A 25,006-nucleotide genomic window follows, 5' to 3' on the forward strand; every position below is an offset into this window, starting at 1 on the left:
CTATGCTCGTTAAAATTTGCGGAATCACAACCAGGGAGGCAGCTAAAGCGGCCTCAGAAGCCGGAGCGGATTTTATCGGCTTTGTATTTGCACCAAGCAAGCGGCAAATCACACCGGAAAAGGCTGCCACCATCGCTGCTTCCCTTCCTTCTTCTGTACGGAAGGTTGGCGTATTTGTCAATGAGGATCTTGAACAAATGATAGAAACTGCGGAACAGGTCGGCTTGGACGTCCTTCAGTTACACGGGGATGAGCCGGCAGAAATGATTGAACAGCTGCCATATCCGACCATCAAAGCATTCCCGGCAGATCCGGCAAAACTGGCCGACCTGCCTGACTACCCAAGCGATTTCTACCTGGTTGACAGTCCGTTTGGAAAGAACCGCGGCGGAAACGGCACGACGTTCGACTGGCAGATGCTGAACAGTCTGCAGCTCGACAAACAGAAACTAATTCTCGCCGGCGGACTGAACCCGGAGAATATCCAAGAGGCGATCAACCAGGCGAACCCTGCCTGTGTTGACGTTTCCAGCGGCGTGGAAACCAATGGAGAAAAAGATCACGAGAAAATCAGGCGGTTTATCGATCAAGCAAAGCACACGAACACCAAAATGAAAGGATGAGACAATTGACCACATATACCATGCCTGACAGCACAGGAAGATATGGCAGTTTTGGCGGCCGGTTTGTTCCGGAATTGCTGATGCCTGCCGTAATTGAATTGGAAAAAGCCTATGAGGAAGCTATACAGGATCCGGCGTTTATCCAGGAATTGGATGAACTGCTGAAGCAATATGTCGGCCGCGAGACCCCGCTTTATTATGCTGAGGGTTTATCGAAAAAATTTGGCGGCCCGGACATCTACCTCAAACGGGAGGATCTGAATCATACCGGTGCGCACAAAATCAACAACACCATCGGCCAGGCACTTTTAACAAAAAGGATGGGCAAGAAAAAGGTTGTTGCAGAAACAGGCGCCGGCCAGCATGGGGTAGCCACTGCTACGGTTTGTGCCCTAATGGATCTGGAATGTGTCGTATTCATGGGTGAAGAGGATATCCGCCGGCAGAAGCTGAATGTATTTCGCATGGAACTACTTGGCGCTGAGGTCCGCAGTGTTTCCCAAGGAAGCGGGACATTAAAGGATGCTGTCAATGAAGCACTGCGCTACTGGGTGAGCCATGTCAATGACACCCACTACATCATCGGTTCGGTTGTCGGCCCGCATCCGTTTCCAAAAATGGTGCGCGATTTTCAGTCGGTGATTGGTGAGGAAACAAAACGGCAGGCACTGGAGCAAAGCGGAAAACTCCCGGATGCTGTGGTTGCCTGTGTGGGCGGCGGCAGCAATGCGATGGGAATGTTTTATCCATTTATCCAGGAAGAATCGGTACGCTTGTATGGCGTGGAAGCTGGCGGAGCTGGAGTGGAAACCGGCCAGCATGCTGCCACCCTTTCAAGCGGAAATATTGGCGTGCTTCACGGTGCTTTAAGTCATCTGCTGCAGGATAGTGACGGACAAATCCAGGAGGCATTCTCCATCTCGGCCGGACTGGATTATCCCGGCGTGGGTCCAGAGCACAGCCATCTGAAGGATAACGGGCGCGTCACCTACCAATCGATTACGGATGAGGAAGCACTGAAAGCCTTCCAGCTTTTATCAAAAACAGAGGGCATCATCCCTGCGCTGGAGAGCGCACATGCTGTGGCCTATGCAGGAAAACTGGCGGCGAAAATGAACAAGGACGAGTCACTGGTTATTTGTTTGTCCGGCCGCGGCGACAAAGATGTGGAGCAAGTAAAAGACCGACTGGAGGGGAACTAAGATGGGAAAAGAGCGAATCAACCAGGCATTTCGGGAAAAACAGCAAGCAGGAGAAAACTTGTTTGTTCCCTATATCATGGCAGGAGATGGAGGACTGGAACAGCTGGAAGAACGGATCAGCTTTTTGCAGGAATGCGGGGCAGCGGCGATTGAACTGGGCATCCCGTTTTCCGACCCGGTTGCTGACGGGCCGACGATACAGGAAGCAGGCATCCGTTCACGGGAAAACGGCACCACCTTGGCCGGTGTGCTGAAAAGACTGCAGAAGTTCAGCGAAACACGGACGATCCCGGTGATTTTAATGACCTATTTTAATCCGATTTTAAATTATGGTCCGGAAAAGTTTGCGGCGGATTGCCGGGATGCAGGAGTGGACGGTGTGATTATCCCGGATTTGCCGATGGAAGAAGAGACGATCTTGGCGCAGCCGCTCACCCAGCGCGAAATCGCGTTTATCCGACTCGCAGCAATGACAAGCACACCGGACCGCCTGAAGAAACTCGCTAAAGCGTCAGAGGGCTTCTTATATGCAGTCTCTGTCACCGGCACGACCGGCGCCCGTACCACCCATGATGACGAGGTGAAGGCATACTTGCAGACACTGAAAGAAAACAGTCCGGTGCCTGTACTGGCAGGATTTGGTGTGTCCACTGCCGAGCAGGCCCGGGAACTCAGCAGCCACTCAGACGGCGTAATTGTCGGGAGCCGGATCGTGGATCTGCTGCACCGCGGGGAAACAGAAACCGTCAAAGCGTTAATCAAAGATAGTTTGCAAGCCAAAGTTGGAAGCTAAAAAAAGGCACGTATCGGCTCTCCCCTCCGATACGTGCCTTTTGCTTATTTACAAACAAGCTCAATAAACATTTTACCAATATTAATCATTGCCCGCTCATCCACTTGGAATTTTGGGTGATGGTGCGGATAGGCTTCTCCGCTTTCCGCGATTTTCCCGCCAATGGTAAAATAAACGCCCGGCAATGACTGCTGGTAAAAAGCGAAGTCCTCGCTTCCCATCATTGGCTCGGTTCGGTTTACTTTTTCCTCTCCGAACAGTGCAGCTGCCTTTTTATCAACTTTCTTTGTTTCTTCTGGATCATTCCAGATCGACGGGCAGTCCTGCACATACTCCAATTCCACTTCCGCCCCAGCAGCTTCACAGGTGGAACGGACAATTTGCTCCATCGCCTGCTGAATCACGGCTCGGGAATGAGCATCATACGTACGGACCGTTCCTTTAATCACCGCTTTATCCGGGATAACATTGGTCGCTCCCCCGCTCACAAAGGAGCCAACAGTGACAGCAGCAGCGCTTTGCGGGCTCACCCGCCGGCTGACAATCTGCTGCAGGTTGACGACAAGCTGGCTGCCGGTTACCAGCGGATCTACCGTCAGATGCGGTTCAGAGCCATGCCCGCCTTTTCCATGGATCGTGATAAAAAAGTCATCCTGTGCCGAGGAAAAATAACCGGGCCTGACCTTAGCGGTGCCAAGTTCTTCTCCGGCCATCACATGCGCACCATAAATCACATCCGCTCCTCCCAGGCAGCCGTCCTCGATCATCGACTTGGCCCCGCCAGGAGTTGCTTCCTCTGCAAATTGATGGACAAATAAAACTGTGCCCGGCACCTCGTCGCGTCTCTCACTGAGAACTTTGGCCACACCCAAAAGCGTCGCCGTATGCAAATCATGACCACAGGCATGCATCACACCAGGGATGCGTGAAGCATAATCCACTTCATTTTCCTCCTGAATCGGCAGAGCGTCAAAGTCCGCACGCAATGCCACGGTCCGCCCAGGTTTGCCGCCTTCCAATCTGCCAACGACTCCTCTGCCGCCAATGCCTGTTTCCACCTCAATGCCCAATTCACGCAAAAATGCAGCGATTTTTTCCGGTGTTTTCACTTCCTGATGCGACAGTTCCGGATACATATGAAGATCTCTGCGGAAGTCCACCATTTCCGGATAAATTTCCTCCAGTCTGTCAAAAAGATGTTTTGTCATATCGGATTCCTCCTACCAAATAAACATATGGGCTATTGTCACGAATACAGCCCCCATTGCGTACCAGATCAGAATCAACGGCCATACCCATTTTAACCATTTAATCCAGGAAATCTTAGCAAGGGCGAGAGCCGCCATCAGAACACCTGCCGTCGGGGTTAAAATATTCGAGATGCCGTCACCGAATTGAAAGGCCAGCACAGCCGTCTGTCTGTGCACACCCAGCAGATCGGCGAGCGGTGCCATGATCGGCATACTCAGTGCTGCCTGTCCGCTTCCCGATGGGACAAGGAAGTTCAGCATACTCTGTGTGGCAAACATCCCAAGTGCTGCCATGCTTGACGGCAAGCCCGCTACAACCGAAGAAATCCCGTATAGAATTGTATCAATCGTATTGGTGTCCTGCAGTACCACTAAGATGCCGTAAGCAAAACCGACAACTAGGGCTCCGAGAACAAGATCCTCACAGCCTTTCAGGAAGGACTCGGCCATCTCATTTAATCGCATTTTCGCAATCAGGCCGATGACAATCCCCATCAAGAAAAATAGCCCGGCAATCTCTTGCATGTACCATCCTTCTAATGTTACTCCCAGTGCGAGTCCAACAATCGTAAGCAGCAGCACAACGATGATCAACCCCTGCCGCTTAGTCATCGAAGGCTGATCCGCTAAATCCAGCTTGTCTGTTCGTTTCTGATCATCCTCATAAACAATACTTTTCGTCGGATCTTTTTTGATTTTCCGTGCATACAGCATCACATACAAAATGCTGACAGCGAGAAAGATAACGAAAAAGACCATACGGACACCCATACCGGAAAATGTCGGCAAGCCGGCAATACCATGAGCCACCCCCACCGTAAACGGGTTCATGAATGCTGCGGTGAACCCCGCATACACACCGACAAGGACCATTGCAGTTCCTACCAGCGAGTCAAAACCAACCATCAGCGCGATCGGCACGAGAATTAAAATGAATGGGATCGTCTCCTCCGCCATCCCAAAGGTCGCCCCGCCAAGAGCAAAGGCTGTCATTGTGATGGGAATAAGCAGTAACTCCCGGCCTGCCAGAATTCTCGAAAGCGAGCCAAACGCTCCCTGCAAGGCATTGGTTGCGTTTAATATGCCAAACGCTCCGCCAACAATAAAGATAAAGAAGATAATTGCCGCTCCGTCCACCATACCGGCGTGAATCGACTGAAACAGCTCAAAAAAGCCAAGTGGGTTTTTTTCCACTTCTGTATATGTACCATCAACTACGGTCTCTGTTCCTGCTTCATTGACTTCCCGCTCATACTCTCCTGCAGGAATAAAATAGGTGAAAATTGCCGCTGCAATTATAATTCCAAACAGGATGACAAACACATGAGGGAATTCGAACTTTTTCTTTTTTTGTTTATTTTCATTAGCTGCCATGATAAATCCTCCCTCTAAATAGGAGTCAATTATATCGGAAATTCAGTGTGAGCGCAATTTGCTTTTTCATTGAATAGTATGCGACAGAGTAGAAATAGCTTTAGCAGAAAAAATATGAATAAAACCTCTGTGAACGATCCGACAACTTAGTCAACATACTAAAAATGACTCCAGTATGGGCTGGAGTCATTTTTAGCTTTGCTGCCGATAAGCCAGGCTTTCTAACGTTCCAGGCTCTCGTTTCGGTGATGAAGAGGAAACAGCTTCCTCTCCTGTTATCCGTTCAAAGAAAGGAGTAATAACAATGGTGGAAAAGTTGAATGGCGGGTGTTGGCTGACCCACCATTCAGGTAAAAAATCATGGCATGGGTTGCTTTTGTTTATTGCCCTTTGGTTTTCGTGTTGACTCCAGCTTGATTAATCTAACTTACCTCCTAAAATTTTTTAAAAAGAAGTCTTCTTCTCTTTCAACAATTCGTCTTGAAAACTTCCTTACACTACGGTATATGCTGAGGGGTTTTATATTGAATAGATTCCTGTACCTGTACAAGCGCACATTTATTGATAACAGTGGGTTTGCTGCCAATTAATAGGCAATAGACCGAATAGGTTTCTCTTTTAATCAACATTCAACAAGCTTATATCAATATATAGCATAAGTATGCAGCATATTGGCACACAAGGGGCGGCGAATCTCTTAATACTTCTGCACATTTTTGCCAGCAAATCGGGACAACTTGCTCATTTTCTATAAAAATAGACAAGTAACCACCCACGAAAACAGGAATCTCATACATTACTAAAGAAAGACAAAGAACTAAGGAGGAGTGATGCTATGAGTAATAAGAAGCGAAATTATAACAAAAGCTGCCATGATAAAGGCTGCCATGACAAAGACCGCCATGACAAAGAATGCGTATGCGACGTGGTGAAACGTATCGCTACAGCACAGGATGAACAGGAAGACAATTACTGTTCCACGAGCTGCAACCAGTCGATCCAGCAATTGAAAGGCGTCGGGAACGCTTTTGGGGGCCCCCGAAACAACACCATTCCATTTATTCTATATTGTCACGGAAGCTGTGACCCGTTTATTGGCAGTGGGGTCTTTCAGGCACCAAAAGGCAAGAAAGGAAGTTTTTTCGGAAGTGTGGAAACACCGATCTTCCGGGTAAAGAAGTTTGCGGGTGACAGTGATTGCTGCGCGAGGCTGGAATTGCTGCTGCCGGTGACAAAAAAATGCGGCGTCTACATGCCAAAAATAAATAAGACGGATACCATTTCCGCCTTTTTCCCGGAGGATGACCCTGTGTGTGATTTTCAGGCAACAGGCATATGTCTGACGGCCGATTTATCTGACTTTATTGGGATAACCTGCCTCAATCCAATTCGCCCGCTTCCTTCAGAAGATTTCTATTATGATATGGATGACGATGACTACCATCATCACGATTAATTTTCAGGTGCACGATTTATTGAAAATATGGAAGATGGCCGTGTTTGAAGACTCGGCCGTTTTTCATGCCTCTGTATCTGCTCGACTTCGGATGATTTCCTCACTCTAATGTTGATATCCGGGATTGTCTTTTTCCGATTTAAGTTTGAAATATCAGCCACCGATAACATGCATTCCAATGCTCCAAATGCTAGGCGTACACTAAACGCCCGTTGTTCTTGCATGGTTGGTTGCATCGTCTTGGCATAGTCTTCTTCCAATTTCCACCATGGGATGATACCGGCGAGGATCACCCGGTAACTGTTTTCATTTCATTTACCGCCAAATGGCAGAAAAAGCCTTCAGGCAAAATAAGTTGGTTTTCCGTGAATTTATACAGGTCAGTTGCCTCCAAGGGCAGGGTTTTTTTAAAGAATTTATATAAATAGGTGTTTGCTTTCAGACAATCACCCTTACCCTTTTTACCCTTTAGAATAAGATATTTTAAACACAAGTAGGAGGAATGACTGTGAAAGTGATGACCATATTAGGAACACGTCCTGAAATTATACGTTTAAGCCTTATTATACAGAAACTAAACAAGTATACTGATGACCATATTCTAGTGCATACTGGCCAAAATTCTACCTCCTCATTAAGTGATGTATTCTTCAAGCAATTAAAGATTAGAACCCCTGATTATGTATTGTCAAACCATCAACAATCTTTAGGAGAACAATTATCCACGATGTATAAAAGTCTTGAAAGTATTTTCTTAAAAGAAAAACCTGATAAAGTTCTGATACTAGGAGATACGAATAGTGGGTTAAGTGCAGTCTTAGCGGAACGAATGGGGATTCCTGTTTTCCATATGGAAGCTGGAAACAGATGTTTTGACCTTGAAGTACCGGAAGAAAAAAACCGACGTATTATTGATGCCATTTCAAGTTTTAATTTGCCCTACACCCCTCAAAGTAAAGAGAATTTAATAAATGAAGGCATCCCTAGGAATCGAATTATTGTATCCGGAAATCCGATATATGAGATTTTGGACCATTTTAAAAATGAAATTGAAAAAAGTGATATATTAGAAAAATTTTCATTAACAAAAGGTCAATACTTTTTAGTTACATCACATCGAGCAGAAAATGTTGATCATGAAGATCGTTTGCTGGAAATTATGGAGGGGATTAATATTCTTGCTGAAACATACAAAAGGAGAATTATATGCAGCATTCATCCCCGTACTAAGTCAAGGATCGAAAGCAGTTCAAAATTAAAGGTTCATCCATTAGTAGAATTTTATGAGCCGCTTGGGTTCTTTGATTTTGTGAAACTGGAGAAAAACTCTTTTTGTGTACTAACAGATAGTGGGACAGTACAGGAAGAATGTTGTTTGTTTCATATTCCTACTGTAACCATTCGCAAAACAACTGAAAGACCAGAAACGATTGAGTGTGGGAGTAATATGTTATCGGGCATCAATGCAAATCAAATTGTAAATTCAGTTAAGGTAATGACAAATCAACCAAAAACTTGGTCTATTCCGGAAGGATATAATCACAAAAATGTTTCAGACAAAGTCATTAAAATAATATTGGGAGGTATAAAAGTTGTTTAGTAATCAAACTATTCTAGTGACGGGTGGTACAGGTTCTTGGGGCTATGAATTGGTTAGGCAGCTATTAAAAGAAAATCCAAAAGAGATTCGCATTTTTACAAGAAATGAATCGAACCAATTTACCATGAAACAGGAATTTAGCAGCCATCCAAAAGTACATTTTATTATTGGCGACATTAAAGAAAAGGATGCATTAATCGAAGCATGTCACGACGTTGATTTTATTTTTCATTTGGCAGCGCTAAAGCATGTCCCAGTGTGTGAAGATCAGCCAATTGAAGCATTAAAAACTAACGTTGTAGGAACACAGAATGTGATAGATGCAGCTATAGCCTGTAATGTTCATAAAGTGGTGCATATTTCCACAGACAAAGCTGCTGATCCTACAAATTTCTACGGTCTATCAAAGGCGATGGGCGAGAGATTAATTATACATGCTAATACTCTTAAAACTAATACAAGATTCGTATGTATTCGTGGTGGCAATGTTCTAGGTACAAATGGAAGTGTCATACATGTGTTTAAAAGGCAAATTCAAAAAAAACAAAAGGTTGGAATTACCGACCCAAATATGACGCGTTTCTTTTTAACTATTCAGGATGCTATTAAATTATTGTTTAAGGCAACTTTTGAAAGTTTAGGCGGAGAGATTTTTGTGATGAAGATGCCTGCGTGTAAGATTGCTGATCTTGCCCACGTTTTAGTAGATGCTTCTAATAAAGAAAATGTGGAGATTGAAATACTTGGTATTAGACCCGGAGAAAAAATTAACGAATTACTTCTAACTAAACATGAAAGCCAAACAACGATTGCTTATGATGAGGAATATTATGTTATTCTGCCGACCATTCACATTCCAGGATTAAAGGAGCATTATTCTAATTATAAACCTATAAATTTAGAAAGCTATCATTCCGGCACAGGCTTAATGAATCGGAATGAGATTAAAACGATGCTCATGAAAGGCGGGTTTATCTAAATGAAATTATTGATCCTAGGTGGAAAAGGGATGGCTGGACATGTAATGAAGTCATATTTCATCCAAAAACAAGAATATGATGTATTTTATACATCAAGGGATTCACGGGATGCTAATAGTCTTTATATGGATGTTACGGATGTGAATAGAGTTGAAGAAATAATTGAGTCGGTAAAGCCTGATATAGTTATTAATTGTATTGGTATTTTAAATGATCATGCCACTAACAATCCCTTAGTGGCTTTACAGTTAAACAGCTTATTACCACATCAACTATCAAAGTTAACTGAACGCTACGGTGGGAAATTAATCCAAATTAGTACAGATTGCGTTTTTTTGGGAAATAAAGGTGACTATACTGAAGATGATATACCGGATGGAAATTCTGTATATGCACGGTCTAAACAATTAGGGGAAATTATTAGCAACAAACATTTGACCGTTCGTACTTCAATTATAGGTCCTGAGCTAAAAGATAAGGGCATAGGATTGTTTTACTGGTTCATGAAACAAGCAGGAGAAATTAAGGGGTATGAAAAAGTGCTATGGAACGGTATAACAACACTTGAATTAGCTAAGGCAACCGAAGAAATGATCAAAAATAACGTCACAGGCTTATATCATTTAGGTTCACAAACTAAAATTTCAAAATATGCTTTACTAAAATTAATACAAGAGGTTTTTGGAAAAGATGATGTGAAGATCATACAGGACCACACTATAGAACTTGATCGTACCATTAAAAGCACAAGAACCGATTATAGCTATGAGATACCTTCTTATTATGAGATGTTGGCAGCATTAAGAGATTGGATGATATCCAATGACACAATCTCCTAAATTATTAATTACTGGGGCAAGCGGATTTACAGGTCAACATGCATGTAACTATTTTTTGAAAGCTGGATTTGATGTGATAGGCGTTACAAGAAAAAACAATCTTTCCGATAATGAGATTAAAATAGAGTCTTGTGATCTTACTAATAAAGATGAAGTAATAAAGCTAGTAAAAAAAACTAAACCTCAATATCTTCTGCATTTGGCAGGTCAAAACCACGTTGGACATTCATGGATTGATCCGATTTCATCTTTGGAAGCAAATAGTATGTCTACTGCTTATTTACTTGAGGCTATCCGCCAAGAAAAATTAGCTTGTAAAATTATTATTGTCGGATCAGCTCTCCAATTTGACCTAGCTGACCTATCCACTCTTACCCATCCTTATAGTATAAGTAAAACACTTCAGGTGGTAATCGCACAATCGTGGGCCTATTTATACGACATGCATATTGTCATCGCTAAGCCCTCGAATTTAATAGGCCCAGGTTTCTCAAATGGTGTTTGTTCTATCTTTGCCAAAAAAATCATCGATATGGAGGGAAATAACGCGGAAAAGATTCTTGAAGTAAATAACCTAAATGCTCGGCGACATTTTGTAGATGTAAGGGATGTAATAAGTGCCTATGAAATTCTTTTAACAAAAGGGAAAACGGGGGAAATTTACGATATCGCTTCCAGTCACAGTTATTCATTAGAAGAAGTTATAAAAAGATTTAGGACCCTGACACCTGTTGACTTTGAGGTGAAAACCTCAATTAGTGATAAGGCAGAAGGAAAGATAGAAACTCCACTTAATAAGGTCCTGGAATTAGGCTGGAAACAAACCATTCCAATGGAATCCTCTTTAAAGGACATCCTTGAATTTTATAGACAAATACCCGGACAGAGTAAGAAAAATAAGTATTGAAAAGTGGTGAGCTTAAATGAAAGATGTAGGGATTGTTATGCCTGTTTACAAGCAAGATCCTGTTTACTTAGAGTCGGCATTAAGATCGATTCTGCAACAGAGCTTCAAAAACTATTATTTTGTGATCGTTTCGGATGGCGCTCCACCGGAAACGGTTACTGTTATCAAAAATGTAACGAAGGGGGATGAGAGAGTACACCTTATTCTTAAAGAGAAAAATAAGGGAGTAGCAAAAACATTAAATGTAGGCTTTGATTATTTGATGAAAATTAAAGAAATTAAATATCTAACATGGGTTTCTAGTGATAATATTTATTTCCCTAACTTTGTAGAAAAATTTAGAGAAGCGTTGATGCAAGGACCAGAGGAACTCGGATTGGTTTACAGCTCTTTTCGACACATCGATGAACATGGCAATCATATTTTAAATAATGATTTGTTAGCCTTTAGAAAATTTCAAGAAAAACCAAAAGAAAAACTTTTAGATTTTTGTTATATTGGAGCATCTTTCATGTATAAGAAGCAATACGCGGCTATGATCAGCGGCTATCGTATGGAGCCGGTAGAGGATTACGAATATTGGCTTCGGTTAACAGAATATTGCGAGATACAATATATCCCAGTTGAACTTATGGAATACCGAGCCGTATCTCAACACAGCATTTCAGCTCAGTTACAAAGTTCAATAGAACAGCATCGACGTTGGCGGTATACATTTAACTTAGCCAGACAGCAAGCACGTAACAGACGAGGAATTCCTTTCGAAACAACAATCATCCTTCCTATTCAACAATTCTCTGACAAAGTTGTTACTCAATATGAGAACATTCTTGAACAGTCATATAGTAATTATAAGCTATTAATTCTAGATCTTTCTACACATGAAAATGCATCTAGCGTACTAAAAGAAATTTCAGATCCTCGGGTTGCTTTTTTCAAATATCCCAATGCAGGTCTTGAAAAGGCACTTAAATATGGAATTGAAGCAGCTGATACACCATATACATTATTGTATGGTTACGACTATTTTCCAAAGGCATTGGATTCTCTCTCTAACTTAGTAGAAGTACACGATAAACTTTCATGCGAAATTGAGTACGATAATGTAGTATCTACCTTTTTTTTGAATGGGTTAACCCCTCTCCCAAAACAAAAAGTTTTTCAAACAAATGCTGGACCTATTAGCTATAATACATTTTTAGAACAGCTAAAACCAAATTTTTGTAACCTTTATCGGTCTAAGATGTTAAAAAAGCTTATTAGTAAAGGCTAATCTGTACCCTTTGTAAAGAACAATTTAAAAATGTCTAGGAAACTTTCTGAAGATGATTCCTGTATTGAGCAGGGGTCATCTTACTTTAAATTCCATTGGTATCTGTAATGGTTATAATAAATCATATATTGTTTGATTTCCTTCTTTAACTCATCTAATGCGGAACATTTATAGAAGATTCATCTTTAAATGACCAAAAAAGGATTCAAAAAAGTGACGTTAGGTTCTTTATCGATACAGGAGCAAGTTAACATTTTTTCTTCAGCTAACTTTATAATCTCTGCCCATGGTGTTAATTACTAACCTCGCCTCCTTTTGTGACCCAACTATTCCATTTTCGAATCTAACTATTACACTTTCGGTTCCATATCCTTACACTTTTCATTCCGAAAACGATGGTTTTAGTTTTGATCATCTAACCAACATTTAATGGATTCTGTAATGGTAAAGGTTGTTTCTTTAACTTCACCCATCAACATGCTTATAACCCCCCCAAGTGTGATTTCCTCCTGATAAGGATTGTGTTTAATTGCCGGGCGAAGCACAAGAGTAAATAGCATGGCAGTGTGCGGTAAATTCCTTGGCAATCAGTGGTAAAAAACATGGCAATGGGGGTAAAGTCTCGCGGCAGTAATCAATGATTGGATAAATTGCGTAAATTTTAAAGTTGAATGTGTTTGTTTATTATCAAAATTTATAATAATTTTTATATAAATTTTTCCTTAAAAGTACAGACAAACATCTACTCTAAAAAGGAAAAAATACATAAAATAATAAAAACTAGGAGGGAATCCGCTTTGGAACACAATATGTTTCTTACGTTTAAAGGTAATTGCTGTGTAAATACTAAAGATCAATTATTTATCAGATTAAAGAATACTTTTACCATTGAATTTTGGGCGAAACCAGAAGGTACTCACGGTGTTGAACAAGAAAAGAGGAGAGGTAATTCAGGAGCTACAAATCAGAGGTTTGTAATTGTACCAGTTTATGGTGCATATGGAGACGGGAACTCTGAACGAGCTGGCATTGGAGTATCTGTCGGGACAAATGGTGTTTCCGTATATGAACATGCAACAAATCATTTTACTACGACGTTAGTATTGGAAACGTCGTTAAGTGATTGGACACATATAGCAATTGTTTATACGAATAAAACTCCGATGTTATATATAAATGGAAAATTCGCCAAAAGAGGGTTAACTAGTTCGAAGAAAACTGTGGTCCCATCAGGAGTTCTCGGAGGAATGATTCCTCATGGATTCTATATTGGAAGTCTTAGAGAAGTTAAGATTTGGAGTACAGCTAGGACAAAACATGAAATAAACCAAAATATGAACAACGAACTTACTGGCAACGAAACAGGTCTATTTGCTTACTGGAAATTGAATGAAGGACTTGGATTAGTGGCCAAAGATGCTACCATAAATGCAAACCATGGTACGATCAAAGGTGCAAAATGGAGAGTTCCTCAAAGTGTAAATCAACATCTAAATAATGAAATGAATATCTTGTTTACATTCTTTGTTCCTAGTGGAGGGGTTGAAACATTAAATAGACAACGTTATTATGCATTAAATAAAAAGGGAATCAACTGTCATTTTTTATATACACAAGAAGGAACAGGTCTTCAAAATAAAATTGATACTTCTATTTTTGTTACAAACAACGATGATGAAATAAAAAATATTATTCTAAATGGGAACTATGAAGCGATTGTGGTTGGATCTGATCTTCTTCTCCTGCAAAAAATTAAAAAGTTTGGATATCAAGGATCCTTAATTTATGAAATTCAAGGTTTAGGTTTTAACAAGGATTATGCGGATCACTATTTGAAAAGTCATGCTTCTGTTATAAACAATTATTGTGATGCTATTTTGTATCCCAAAACACCTCACCTTATTCAAACATTTGAAAACAACTTTCCTCTCAAAGAAAAGTTTTGCTTTGACAACTGTTTTAATTCAGAAGAGTTTAGATACCAGATTCAGCCCAAAAATGATAAACCAATAATTGGTTGGGTAGGGAGAATCGAGGAGAACAAAAATTGGAACGACTTTCTCTTGATTGGAGCAGAATTAATTAAAGAAAATCCTACAATTCAACTATGGATGTTTGAAGATAATACTATAGGAAAAAAATCAGAGCGGATTGCTTTCGAACAAAAAATCACTGAGCTAAATTTAAAAAATAATCTTACTGTCTATGCAAATCAACCACACTCCAAAATGGCTGATTACTTTTCTATCATTGGAGATTCTGGAGGTTTTCTATGTTCAACTTCTAAGGTAGAAGGGTTTGGATATGCTGTTCTTGAAGCAATGATATGTAGATGTCCGGTCCTATCAACCGATTCAGATGGTGTACGCAGTTTCATAAAGCATGACATAACAGGGAAATTTTTCGAATCAGGAAATATAAATGCAGCTGTAAAAGAGGCGCAAGAGTTAATGTCAAAGAGTGGATTAAGAGAGGAAATAAGGTTAAAAGGTGTAAAGCATATTGAAGAAAATTTCTCTCCAGATAAATATACTAAAAACTTTATAAATATGATTCTTTCCTTAAGAAATAAAAGTTAAAAAATATTTTTTTGCAATCATGCATATCAATATCTCGGACTTTTTTTCCTCAAGAAGCTCAATTGATTACGGACAACCAAATGTACCATCTCTGACATTTTATTTACCACGAAATGACAATAAATGCACCAGCAAGTGACAAACAGTTTACCACCTTCTATATATTAATGAGCATGCCCACAAGCGTGACATCATTTATATAGGAGGTTTTTAGACTGGATAAAGGCTTGATCATAAAACTCGCCAGTGGTGCTTATATCCATGATAGTCACAATATCATATTGAAGGGGCCGACTGGATCAGGTAAATCGGTCTTAGCAAGTGCATTTGGAGTAGCTGCCTGCCGCCAATTCTATAAAGTGAAATACATCCGTTTACCAGAGTTACTGGATGAACTGTCACTCGCAAAATTGGCTGCAGACGGCAGCTACCGAAAAGGCATCAAAAAATATACAAAGGGTGATTTACTCCTCCTTGATGAATGGTTACTGACAGATTTATCAACAGACGAGGCAGCCATTCTTCTGGAGATCACGGAGAATCGCCATAAGGCAGCTTCGACGATTTTCTGTTCCCAAATCGATCCCAGCGGATGGCATTTAAAATTAGGAAATGAGACCATTGCGGAAGCCGTTTTAGATCGTATAATCCACGACTCCTATCAAATCCAGATAGATGGGGATGTTTCTATGCGAGAGCGCCACGGATTGGGGGAAGTAAAATGATCCCAGTAGAAGTGGAAAACCGTATAGCTAAATACTTCTTTCAAATGTATTTACCTGATGAAGTGTTGCTTCAAATTGAAGACAGACTATTACCCACCTGCATATGATCTGAAGAAGAAGATTTGGATCATAATGAACTCGTTCGTTGGGCAATTAAGGTTATTGATGAGCAATTATTTTGGGATAAGAGCTTATTTGACGCTTTCGAGTAAATGAAAGTCTTATTTGTATATGGGGTTAAACTCAATGTTTGCGAGGGCTGTAACGATGTTCATAATGTCGCCTATTGTTGTACAAATTAACGCTTAATAATACATCTTTTAACATATACCTGGATCCGTGACAAAGAATTCCCAATGGTAAACTTCTCTATTAAAGTATGACTCCTGCCCTATGATTCGCAACAAGTTATAAGGGGGTAAAGCCAATATTTTTGTTGGAATATTGGCTTCCCCCCCCTAAGCAACTAATCCGAAATTTAAAACTAAATCGTTGGTCGAAAATTTACCAGAAGGTAAACGTTCCAGGTCTAATTCCGTTTTGATTTTGTTATGAAATTGTTCTATGGTTCCATGATTATTAAATACTGGAGTATTTTTTTAAATTATTCATGAATAATTATAGTAATTTTAGGTCAGTTTGATTATAACCATACTTTTCAAAATCTTCCTTAAATAATTCTCTAACTAAATCTAATGTTTCATGATCATAGAAATCCCTATATTGTGGTAAGGTTTTATTTAATGATTCCAAAGATATCTTAACCTCTGCGAATGTCCCCTTCCCCATATCTTTCATTCTCTGTGTTACATGATGTGGCGACTTAACGAAATTTTCAACAGGAGGATGTAATAGGTTATATTTATTTTCAATAGCTTTAATACCAGTACTGAAATGTTCTAATTGTATATAATTTTGAATAATCAATTCTTCTTCTTCAATGTACTGCTGGGCAATGTGTGCATCAATTACGCCTTTTTTTACTCCAATATCCTTAATTCGATATAAAAATTGTTTGAACGATAAGCCGTTATTGATATCTGGGGCTACGCTATTCATCAATTGTTCAGTAGCTATCGTAGCAAAAAATGAACTGACTGCTCTTTTATAAGGATTTCGAACAAGTTTATAACTATCTTTTTTGTCATTCAAAAGTTGCTCTGCTATTTTAATCCCGTGATTTTCTTGTTTCTCATATACTTCCATTCTATAAAAATGAATCCAAGGGTTATAATCAATTGCTTTTTGAAGTAATCCTATTTGGAAGTAATACCACTTGATAAGTGAAGTACAACCACTCTTTGGACTCCAAAAAAATATTATCGGAAACTCCTTTTTATATAATGGCAAGGTCAGCGTTATTAATTTTTTAATAAGAACTTCTCGTTCTGTTTTAGGCATTGACATCTCTTCACCTCTGTTTTTTTATTATTACTATACGTATTTCGCAAGGAAAAGTGAACAATCCATATATTCGGAAAGGTTTCTAGAAAGAGATTCCATCTCTTCGTGAAGTAAATCGACACCAGTTTGGGCTTCGTAGGATACAAGACGACTACGATTCATATGGTCTTCAAGATCGATTCTTTTGTATAAATAATCCTTTTTCACTCTCCCGTTTTCACGCTTTTTGTTCATACGACAAGGAAGGAGGCCGAAGACCATAATGGTGGCCAAACAAAACAGCTTCTCTATTCTATCTGTTTTCAACTATAAACCACGGATTACGGAGGCATGACTTATTATATGTTAACTGCTGTTTCCCTTTTACCGTATATACATATCCTCCTGCCTGTTCCACAATAGCATGACCGGCCGCAGTGTCCCATTCCATGGTTGGTGCAAACCTTGGATAGTAATCACAAGCTCCTTCTGCCACTAAACAAAGTTTTAATGAACTCCCAGATGACATCATTTCTACTCGAGGATGTTTCTCTACTAATTGTTCAATAAAGGCTTCTGTTTTCTGTGACATATGGGAGCGACTTGCGATAACTTTTACAACATCTTCATTCTTTGAACATGGTAAAACTGTACCTTGTTCCATAATGTCTTTATCGTCATCTAACCGACATTGTTTTGTATGCTCAATTTTAAAGGAACCAACACCAACTTTTGCTACATATAACGTGTCTAGTACCGGGGCATAAATGACACCCAAAACGGGTTTTTGATCCTCAATCAATGCAATGTTAACGGTAAACTCACCATTACGTTTGATAAACTCTTTTGTGCCATCCAGAGGGTCAACCAGCCAGAATGTGTTCCAACTTTTGCGTTCACTATAAGGGATATCAGACCCTTCCTCACTTAAAACTGGGATGTTTCTATAATACTTTTGTAACTGTGCAGCAATTTTCTGGTGTGATCGTTTATCCGCCATAGTTAAGGGAGAACAGTCATTTTTATATTCAATATTAAAGTCATATCGATCATAAATCCTTAGGATTTCGTGACCCGCATCTATAGCAATCTTTACGATGAGTCCTAAACTAATATCAGTAACGTTTTTATAAATCATAACGTTAGATACCCATTCTGTTCTAGAAATCCAATAACTCGCTTCACCGAATCTTGTAATGACAACTGATCCGTTTCCACTATCAATTCCGGATCATTTGGTGACTCGTAAGGAGCATCAATTCCAGTAAAATTTTCGATCTTTCCGCATCTTGCCATTCTGTATAAACCTTTTGGATCTCTGTTTTCAACCTCTTCCAAACTGCATTTCACATAAACCTCTATAAATTCATATTTATCAAGCAGCGCTCTTACTTGTTGACGTTCTTTTTGATACGGCGAAATGAAAGCAGTTAACGTTATGATTCCGGCATCAACAAATAATTTTGTCACTTCACCTATCCGGCGAATGTTTTCCTGCCGATCTTCCGGAGTAAAGCCCAATCCAGCGTTCAAGCCATGACGAACGTTATCGCCATCCAATAAATAGGTGTGAATGTTCCGGTTTCTCAGTTCGCGTTCAACTTCTACAGCCAACGTCGATTTTCCCGATCCTGACAAACCAGTAAACCAAAGAACAGCACTTGTATGTTTGTTTAAAATTCTTCGGTCATTTTTATTTACTTCTCCTTCATGCCAAATGATGTTTTCATTTTTCTTCTTATTTTCCATCATATTTAGGTGAACCTCCCATCGTTTTTTATACCCAAACCAGCGAAACGATTGTCACAGTGATAACCATCACAATCAGACTTAATGGAAACCCTACCTTAAAATAATCCGTAAACCTATAACCTCCTGGTCCATACACGATCATGTTCGTTTGATAACCAATCGGTGTTAAAAAACTTGCTGAAGCCGCAATTACAACAACCATTGCCATACCCATGGGATGAACACCTATTTGACTTCCCACAGCCATTGCAATCGGGTACATAATAACCGCCGCCGCATTGTTTGTGATCATTTCTGTAAAGATATTGGTCAAAAAATAAATAACAACTAAAACGGCCACAACTCCAAACGGCTGCGTAAACGTCACCAAGCCATTTGCAATGTAGTTTGCTAATCCTGTTTTGGTTATAGCTACCCCTATACCAAAAGCTGATGCTATTAGAAGCAAAACATCGAAATGAATCGAATTCTTGGCTTCTTGGACTGTAATAATTTTGAAAAACAATAAAATCAAGACTTCCACAGCCATAGCTTTAAATATTGTGAGTGCCTGGAAAACAACAAGGACTAACATGATTACAAAGCTTGCAAGTGTGAACCAACCCTTTTTCAGTTCATTGTTTGATACAAAGGGATTTTCAAGTGGTGTGACAACGAAGAAATCATGAAAATGACTTTGGCGACTTTCAAAGTCTGAACCCGCCAGCAACAGCAGCGTGTCTCCAGGCTTTAATATAATATTTCCGACTTTCCCTTTGATGAGCTCTTGATGTCGATGGACCGCAATCACCGCTGCATCGAATTTACTGCGGAAATTTGTGTTCTTGATTGGTTTTCCTAATAAGCTTGAATGACTTGAAACCACAGCCTCGATCACGCGACTATTCTTATCGATTAACGTCTCCACTGGTACATTTGCATTCGGATTCAAATCTAAGCCTTTCTTCCCTTGTAATTCTGCAATAGTGGAAACATCACCAGTAAAAATAAGTTTATCTTCTTGATGAATAACAGTGGTTGATTTTACAGGCGTGACTTTCTCATTGTTCCGTAAAATTTCAATAAGGAAAAGCCCTTTTAACTTGCGCAACCCTGCTTCTTCAACTGTTTTTCCTATATGGTGAAAATGCGAAGAAACCCCTAATTCCGCCAAGTATTTTTTTGATTGCGACGTAACATCACCGGAAACTAACGAATAGGAAGGCAATATCTTATAACCTATGGTTGTAAGATATATGAGACCAATGATCGTAACCGGAATACCCACTATGGCTAGCTGAAAAAATGAAAATCCATGATAACCGTCTTTAATCATCATACCGTGAACGATTAAATTGGTGGAAGTTCCTACTAGCGTCATCATACCGCCAATGATGGTGGCATATGATAATGGTATAAGGAATTTGGATGGCGGAACTTTGTGATCCTCGCACCATTTTCGAACAAACGGTGTGAAAGTAGCTACAATGGGGGTATTATTTAAGAAAGCGGATAGTGATGATACGGGTACCAAAATTTTTAACAATGCGTTTCTAGGACTTCGATGGTTATTCGTTAGCATGTTAATTGATCTTGAAAACAAATGACTTTTTTGAATAGCACCCGCCACAATAAATAGTAATGCAACGGTCAGCATTCCCTGGTTCGAGAATCCTATAAGGGCATCTTCTGGTGTTATGATCCCCGTGATTAGCAAAATGACGAGCGAAGCAAACACCACTAGATCTGGGCGTGCTATCTCAAATATTAACCCCACTAGCATAGTAATTCCCAACAATAAAACAAACCACATTTCCCACGTCATGTTACTTCACCCTTTCCAGCGCATACCTTTCACAAGTATCTCGGCCACTTCTGGGCGAGTAAATTGTGGGGGAGGGCATTTGCCATTCCGCAGCAATTCACGAACCTTAGTACCGCTAAGGATAAATCGTTCATCATTTGTATGTGGGCACGTCTTCATCGAAGCCATTTGGTCACATTTTTTACAATAAAAGCTGTGTTCAAATTTGAAGATGTGCATACCTAATTCTTCTTCATACCAACTGATGAGTTCTTGCGCTTCATATGTTCCATAATAATCGCCAACTCCTGCATGATCACGCCCCACAATAAAGTGTGTACATCCATAGTTTTTACGAACAATTGCGTGTAAAATAGCTTCACGAGGGCCGGCATAGCGCATTGATGCTGGGTAGATTGCAAGCTTGACACGACTTTCAGGATAATAATGCTTTAACAGTACTTGATAGCTTTCCATTCGGATATCTGCTGGAATATCATCCTTTTTAGTTTTCCCGACCAACGGATGAAGAAGCAAGCCATCGACACTTTCTAAGGCCAGTTTTTGGATATATTCATGTGCGCGATGTACAGGATTACGAGTTTGGAATCCAACAATAGTCTGCCATCCAAGTTCAGAGAACATCGCCCGGGTTTCCTTAGGGGTCATATAGAAATTCTCAAACGTTTGATGGTTTGGGCGGTTCACCATGACAATTGGCCCGGCTAAATATACATCACCACTCTCTATCAAACGCTTAACACCCGGATGCTTTTCATCGGTTGTACCATAAACGCATTGTGCTTCCATTTGCTTATCGGGCGTATACTTCGCTTCTAGAGTTAATACACCATAAGTTATGCCATCTTCGCCTTTTAGAGCAACCCTATCTCTAATGTCTACTAGATCTGCATCTTCCTTAGAAACCTGAAGAGTAATTGGAATACTCCATATTGTCCCATCAGAAAGCCGCAAATTCTTAACAACACTTTGATAGTCTTCCTCACCCATGAACCCTGTAAGGGGACTGAATCCACCAATACCAATTAACTCAATGTCGGATATTGTCCATTTGGATACCGTCATTTCTTTATTAATATCACTAGTATCACTTTCACTTTTCCTTCTGATTTGTAGTATTCCTCCATGGGGTTTAATATTCGTCACAAAACTTTCCTCCAATACCTTTTCAATTTGTGAAAATAAGTGACCAACTCTAATTGTTAGTAAACTATGCGATCATTATACGATTTGAATAATGCAATTAACTATTTTAACTTAAAAATGCGCGATCTAACTACACCGCCCAAGTATTGCTCAAAGTAAAATTTTGCAGTATCTAAAGGGACAATCATCAAGATTACTACAGGATGAATTTTCAGAGCTCAAAAAGAAATATTGGAGGCCACATTTGTGGGAGAGGGGATTCTTTTACGCCGAAGTTGGTACAATAACAGAGATAATAAGAAATTATATAACAAATCAATTCAATGAAGGTGGAGACGAAAACTCAGGATTAAGAGTGAATTTACTCACATTTTGAGTTTGCTTAAGCTAATAAATTTGAGCAGAAACTTTGGTTTTTCTTATTTTTTGAATAAGAAAAAAAAGTTTTTTGCCATGTCTTTTTTTGACAATATTTATTTCCCTTGGAATTTCACGCTCATATTTTTTACTGCCCATTCCTTGATGAACGCGATACTTGACTAATGGTTCGTTAAAATAATGAAAGTCATAGAATGGAAGAATTCGCAGCCACATATCATAATCTTGTGCATACTTCAAACCTTCATCAAAATAGCCAACTACTTTAAACACCGACATCTCCACCATAACGGTACAGCCGTTAATAATACATCCACCTAACATATATTCAAGGAAACTCTTTTTATTTGAGATACCAATACCAGCAGGCAGACTTATCACTTTATCTTCACCATTAATGAGATAATAATTACCATAACTTATAGATGCCTTTGAGCTTTTCATAAATGCCAGTTGTTTTTTAATTTTATCTGGTTCATATAAATCATCGGAACTTAACCAAGAGAAATAATTCCCTGTTGCACTTTTTATACCTGTGTTTAATGCACTTGCCGTCCCGCCATTCCCCTTTTCGATATAAATAATTTTATCTAAAAAGGGCTTTATTTTCTCCGAATGGGACGTTGAACCATCGTTAACCACAACGATCTCCTTATTTTCATAAGTCTGATCCAACGCGCTTTTGATTGCCCTACCTACATATGGATCATTATAAAACGGAATAATGATAGATACTTTATCCATTGAACGCCACTCCTTTTAACCGTTGTGTGCCTCTCTTCTATCAATTTGCGGGCTATTAAATTTCACCGTTTACTACATTGGATTAATAGGATCTAGGCACGTAATACCAAGGAAGTGGTCTAAATTAACTGTCAAACAAATGCCAGTACCTATAAAGTTTCGTCTGCTCGACGTTTAAATACCCCACTCCCTATAAATGGTTCACAGGTTCCACTACAATGTAGAATAAATGGAATAGTCGTATTTTGGTGACCAAATCTATTTCCTCGTAATTCTTGAATTGAACGCTCACAGCTAGTCAAACAATCTTCAGCTGCCACTTCATTCTGTGCCTCAATAATTTTTCTTACTACGCCACATACGCAATTATCAGAGGTGTGTTTCGGTTTACTTACTTCTTAAGATCCCCGTTTTTTTCTTTCTCTATTTATATATGTAAGTCCTTTATAAGGACCTGTATAGGAGTCCCAACCATTCAAAAAATGAGTAAAATGCATAATTAGCTTCAAGTGCATATACATATATGGACACCGTGATAAAGCAACAATTCAACCTATCAATATATGCAAATACTAATTAAAAAAAGTTTGTGAATAAGGTCAAGGGGCTAACAATAAGGCTTTATGGGCATGCATTCCCACTTTTCCAAACAAGTCATGCAACGCATTTTATGCAGTTTATGCATCTGAAGCAATTTTGAAAATCCAATCTGAAATAAAGTGAAATTTTACATTTAAGGAAAACAACAAATTGTAGAATTACCTCCTGCAAAAGGCAAGATTATTTAGCAATGGAACTGTCTTACTGTCTTATAGGTATGAAATCGTTTTTTATTCATAATTATGTAATACAAGAAATCTTTAAGGAACGGAGGAATTAATGTTGAAAGATATAACTGTCATTCTTGTTGATTATTCTGATCAGGCAATGATGTATAAGGCTTTAATCTCTTTAAAAAAAATTAGTTCCAGATTAAAACACATTATGGTTTTCAAGGAACCAAAAATGACTTTAAATGAGGACCATGGATATGATTGGTTTGACCAGGTTGAATTTATTAATACCAGTATTAATGACCCAGGGCAAATACTAAATGATACCATCGATAAGCTAGATACCCCTTATGTATTATTTCTTAATGGTACGGACTACCTTTCGCCAACTATAAGTGTTGATGATCTTCATCTTCCCCACCAAAAATCAGTTTTAGGAACCTTATACCATAATCGAAATATTGTTATCCACCGTCCATTGTTAGTTTCTACTTCTTTATTGAAAGAGGAAAAGTTTCTGTCAATCTTCCAACTGCCACTCAAGGATGCTCTTTTTCCCGCTTGGCTTTCAAATGTAGAAGCCTCCCGCCAACTAATGAAAGATGACTTAGTGAAACAATCAAATAAAAATAGTTCCACAAGCATCATTGAAAGGGAAAAAATAATACAGAAATACCAACTAAAAAAAATCAAAACGAAACACCCTACGATTTCCATTTTGATTTCAAATTATAATATGGGAAAGTATGTAGAAGCTGCCGTTGCTTCCTGCCTCCTGCAAAGTGAGCAAAGTGAACAGTTACTAATCATCGATGATGGTTCCACGGATAACTCTTATCAACAACTTCGACGATGGGATGATAAAAAGAGGGTTAAATTATTTAATAAAAAGAATGAGGGAAAGGCAAAGGCTTTAAATGAATTGTTACCTCATGTTACATCTGAATTTATATTAGAGCTTGATGCTGATGATTGGCTTGATCCTGATGCTGTTTCTGTTATTAAAAAGAATTTATCAGATCTTCCAAAAGAAGTTGCCGTATTGTATGGTAATCTTAGAAAGTGGAAACAATTAACCGAAGATGTTCTTTTTAAGGGGATTTCTAAAGGTGTTTCCATCAACGGAACAGCTGACTTACTATCTTATCGTTTTCCTCTTGGACCACGAGTATACCGAACATCAACTTTAAAAGAAGAAGGTGGGTTTCCGGTAATTGAGTTTGAAAATGGAAGGCTTTATGAAGACGTAAGTGTGTTAAACCGATTAATAAAAAACAATCAATTTTGTTATCGCGATTTTACTGTATATAATGTACGGGAACATAATGAGAGCATCACAAGAAATAATTATTTAAAGTGGGAGGAATTTTTTAAAACGCTAAATACTGATTAAAGGGATCCCTGAGGAAAACAAGGACTGTTAGA

21 protein-coding genes and 3 pseudogenes are annotated in these 25,006 nt (G+C 39.4%); 14 read left to right on the forward strand and 10 right to left on the reverse strand.

Going from position 1 to position 25,006, the window contains the following annotated elements; all coding sequences use genetic code 11:
- The first annotated feature begins 2 nt into the window (after positions 1–2).
- Genes CEG13_RS12435 through trpA form a run of 3 tightly spaced genes read left to right on the forward strand, consistent with a single transcriptional unit; the run spans position 3 to position 2,618 of the window.
- Positions 3–623 (forward strand): phosphoribosylanthranilate isomerase, encoded by a 621-nt coding sequence (locus CEG13_RS12435; RefSeq protein WP_100012219.1) that lies wholly within the window; start codon positions 3–5, stop codon positions 621–623.
- Between the two features lie 5 nt (positions 624–628).
- Positions 629–1,825: a tryptophan synthase subunit beta gene (gene trpB / locus CEG13_RS12440; protein WP_100012220.1), complete on the forward strand. Its 1,197-nt coding sequence runs from the start codon at positions 629–631 to the stop codon at positions 1,823–1,825.
- Position 1,826: 1 nt separating this feature from the next.
- Complete coding sequence (trpA, locus tag CEG13_RS12445) at positions 1,827–2,618, forward strand: tryptophan synthase subunit alpha (protein ID WP_100012221.1); 792 nt, start codon at positions 1,827–1,829, stop codon at positions 2,616–2,618.
- A 44-nt stretch (positions 2,619–2,662) separates the two neighbouring features.
- On the opposite strand, the gene CEG13_RS12450 is transcribed toward trpA, so the two are convergent.
- Together CEG13_RS12450 and CEG13_RS12455 are read right to left on the reverse strand one after the other, a co-directional pair.
- Positions 2,663–3,826 (reverse strand): M20 metallopeptidase family protein, encoded by a 1,164-nt coding sequence (locus CEG13_RS12450; RefSeq protein ID WP_100012222.1) that lies wholly within the window; start codon positions 3,824–3,826, stop codon positions 2,663–2,665.
- Positions 3,827–3,838: 12 nt separating this feature from the next.
- A complete protein-coding gene (locus tag CEG13_RS12455; protein WP_100012223.1) occupies positions 3,839–5,242 on the reverse strand; it encodes a YfcC family protein in 1,404 nt (467 codons plus the stop codon).
- Positions 5,243–6,077: 835 nt separating this feature from the next.
- Here CEG13_RS12455 and CEG13_RS12460 point away from each other — a divergent pair.
- The 6 genes from CEG13_RS12460 (at position 6,078) to CEG13_RS12485 (ending at position 12,297) form a co-directional block, all read left to right on the forward strand.
- Complete coding sequence (locus CEG13_RS12460; protein ID WP_100012224.1) at positions 6,078–6,698, forward strand: CotY/CotZ family spore coat protein; 621 nt, start codon at positions 6,078–6,080, stop codon at positions 6,696–6,698.
- A gap of 508 nt (positions 6,699–7,206) precedes the next feature.
- Positions 7,207–8,298, forward strand: a complete 1,092-nt coding sequence (wecB, locus tag CEG13_RS12465; RefSeq protein ID WP_100012225.1) for a non-hydrolyzing UDP-N-acetylglucosamine 2-epimerase — start codon at positions 7,207–7,209, stop codon at positions 8,296–8,298.
- Complete coding sequence (locus CEG13_RS12470; protein WP_100012226.1) at positions 8,291–9,277, forward strand: polysaccharide biosynthesis protein; 987 nt, start codon at positions 8,291–8,293, stop codon at positions 9,275–9,277. The genes wecB and CEG13_RS12470 overlap by 8 nt, the downstream gene beginning before the upstream one ends.
- Positions 9,278–10,117 (forward strand): dTDP-4-dehydrorhamnose reductase family protein, encoded by an 840-nt coding sequence (locus tag CEG13_RS12475; RefSeq protein WP_100012227.1) that lies wholly within the window; start codon positions 9,278–9,280, stop codon positions 10,115–10,117.
- Positions 10,101–11,024, forward strand: coding sequence for an NAD-dependent epimerase/dehydratase family protein (locus tag CEG13_RS12480; protein WP_100012228.1), 924 nt, complete (start codon positions 10,101–10,103; stop codon positions 11,022–11,024). Before CEG13_RS12475 ends, CEG13_RS12480 begins: the two co-directional genes overlap by 17 nt.
- A gap of 16 nt (positions 11,025–11,040) precedes the next feature.
- Positions 11,041–12,297, forward strand: coding sequence for a glycosyltransferase family 2 protein (locus CEG13_RS12485; RefSeq protein WP_100012229.1), 1,257 nt, complete (start codon positions 11,041–11,043; stop codon positions 12,295–12,297).
- Positions 12,298–12,331: 34 nt separating this feature from the next.
- On the opposite strand, the pseudogene CEG13_RS19110 reads toward CEG13_RS12485, so the two are convergent.
- Positions 12,332–12,504, reverse strand: a pseudogene (locus CEG13_RS19110) (IS3 family transposase); the annotation flags it as partial.
- Here CEG13_RS19110 and CEG13_RS19365 point away from each other — a divergent pair.
- The 3 genes and pseudogenes from CEG13_RS19365 to CEG13_RS12500 form a co-directional block, all read left to right on the forward strand.
- Positions 12,487–12,600: a glycosyltransferase 61 family protein gene (locus CEG13_RS19365; protein WP_100012230.1), complete on the forward strand. Its 114-nt coding sequence runs from the start codon at positions 12,487–12,489 to the stop codon at positions 12,598–12,600. The pseudogene CEG13_RS19110 and the gene CEG13_RS19365 sit on opposite strands and share 18 nt — an antisense overlap.
- 494 nt (positions 12,601–13,094) lie before the next feature.
- A complete protein-coding gene (locus tag CEG13_RS19290) occupies positions 13,095–14,876 on the forward strand; it encodes a glycosyltransferase (RefSeq protein WP_158234680.1) in 1,782 nt (593 codons plus the stop codon).
- Positions 14,877–15,088: 212 nt separating this feature from the next.
- Positions 15,089–15,601, forward strand: a pseudogene (locus CEG13_RS12500) (ATP-binding protein); the annotation flags it as partial.
- Positions 15,602–16,219: 618 nt separating this feature from the next.
- On the opposite strand, the gene CEG13_RS12510 reads toward CEG13_RS12500, so the two are convergent.
- The 5 genes from CEG13_RS12510 to sat form a co-directional block, all read right to left on the reverse strand.
- Positions 16,220–17,002 carry a sulfotransferase family 2 domain-containing protein gene (locus CEG13_RS12510; protein ID WP_158234681.1) on the reverse strand — a complete coding sequence of 261 codons (783 nt, stop codon included), beginning with the start codon at positions 17,000–17,002 and terminating at the stop codon, positions 16,220–16,222.
- Positions 17,003–17,297: 295 nt separating this feature from the next.
- Positions 17,298–18,122: a 3'(2'),5'-bisphosphate nucleotidase CysQ gene (gene cysQ, locus CEG13_RS12520; RefSeq protein ID WP_100012235.1), complete on the reverse strand. Its 825-nt coding sequence runs from the start codon at positions 18,120–18,122 to the stop codon at positions 17,298–17,300.
- Positions 18,119–18,736, reverse strand: a complete 618-nt coding sequence (gene cysC / locus CEG13_RS12525; RefSeq protein ID WP_239984639.1) for an adenylyl-sulfate kinase — start codon at positions 18,734–18,736, stop codon at positions 18,119–18,121. Before cysC ends, cysQ begins: the two co-directional genes overlap by 4 nt.
- 25 nt (positions 18,737–18,761) lie before the next feature.
- A complete protein-coding gene (locus tag CEG13_RS12530) occupies positions 18,762–20,540 on the reverse strand; it encodes an SLC13 family permease (protein ID WP_100012236.1) in 1,779 nt (592 codons plus the stop codon).
- A gap of 6 nt (positions 20,541–20,546) precedes the next feature.
- Positions 20,547–21,686, reverse strand: a complete 1,140-nt coding sequence (gene sat / locus CEG13_RS12535) for a sulfate adenylyltransferase (RefSeq protein WP_239984640.1) — start codon at positions 21,684–21,686, stop codon at positions 20,547–20,549.
- 145 nt (positions 21,687–21,831) lie between these two features.
- Here sat and CEG13_RS12540 point away from each other — a divergent pair, with 145 nt between their 5' ends.
- A complete protein-coding gene (locus tag CEG13_RS12540) occupies positions 21,832–22,062 on the forward strand; it encodes a transposase (RefSeq protein ID WP_100012238.1) in 231 nt (76 codons plus the stop codon).
- An 11-nt stretch (positions 22,063–22,073) separates the two neighbouring features.
- Here CEG13_RS12540 and CEG13_RS12545 read toward each other — a convergent pair whose 3' ends face one another.
- Positions 22,074–22,808: a glycosyltransferase gene (locus tag CEG13_RS12545; protein WP_100012239.1), complete on the reverse strand. Its 735-nt coding sequence runs from the start codon at positions 22,806–22,808 to the stop codon at positions 22,074–22,076.
- Positions 22,809–22,957: 149 nt separating this feature from the next.
- Positions 22,958–23,179, reverse strand: a pseudogene (locus CEG13_RS12550) (CotY/CotZ family spore coat protein); the annotation flags it as partial.
- A 508-nt stretch (positions 23,180–23,687) separates the two neighbouring features.
- Here CEG13_RS12550 and CEG13_RS12555 point away from each other — a divergent pair.
- Positions 23,688–24,974, forward strand: coding sequence for a glycosyltransferase family 2 protein (locus CEG13_RS12555; RefSeq protein WP_239984641.1), 1,287 nt, complete (start codon positions 23,688–23,690; stop codon positions 24,972–24,974).
- Positions 24,975–25,006 lie beyond the last annotated feature (32 nt).

Source organism: Lentibacillus sediminis (assembly GCF_002763455.1).
GTDB classification, from domain to species: Bacteria; Bacillota; Bacilli; order Bacillales; family Amphibacillaceae; genus Lentibacillus_D; species Lentibacillus_D sediminis_A.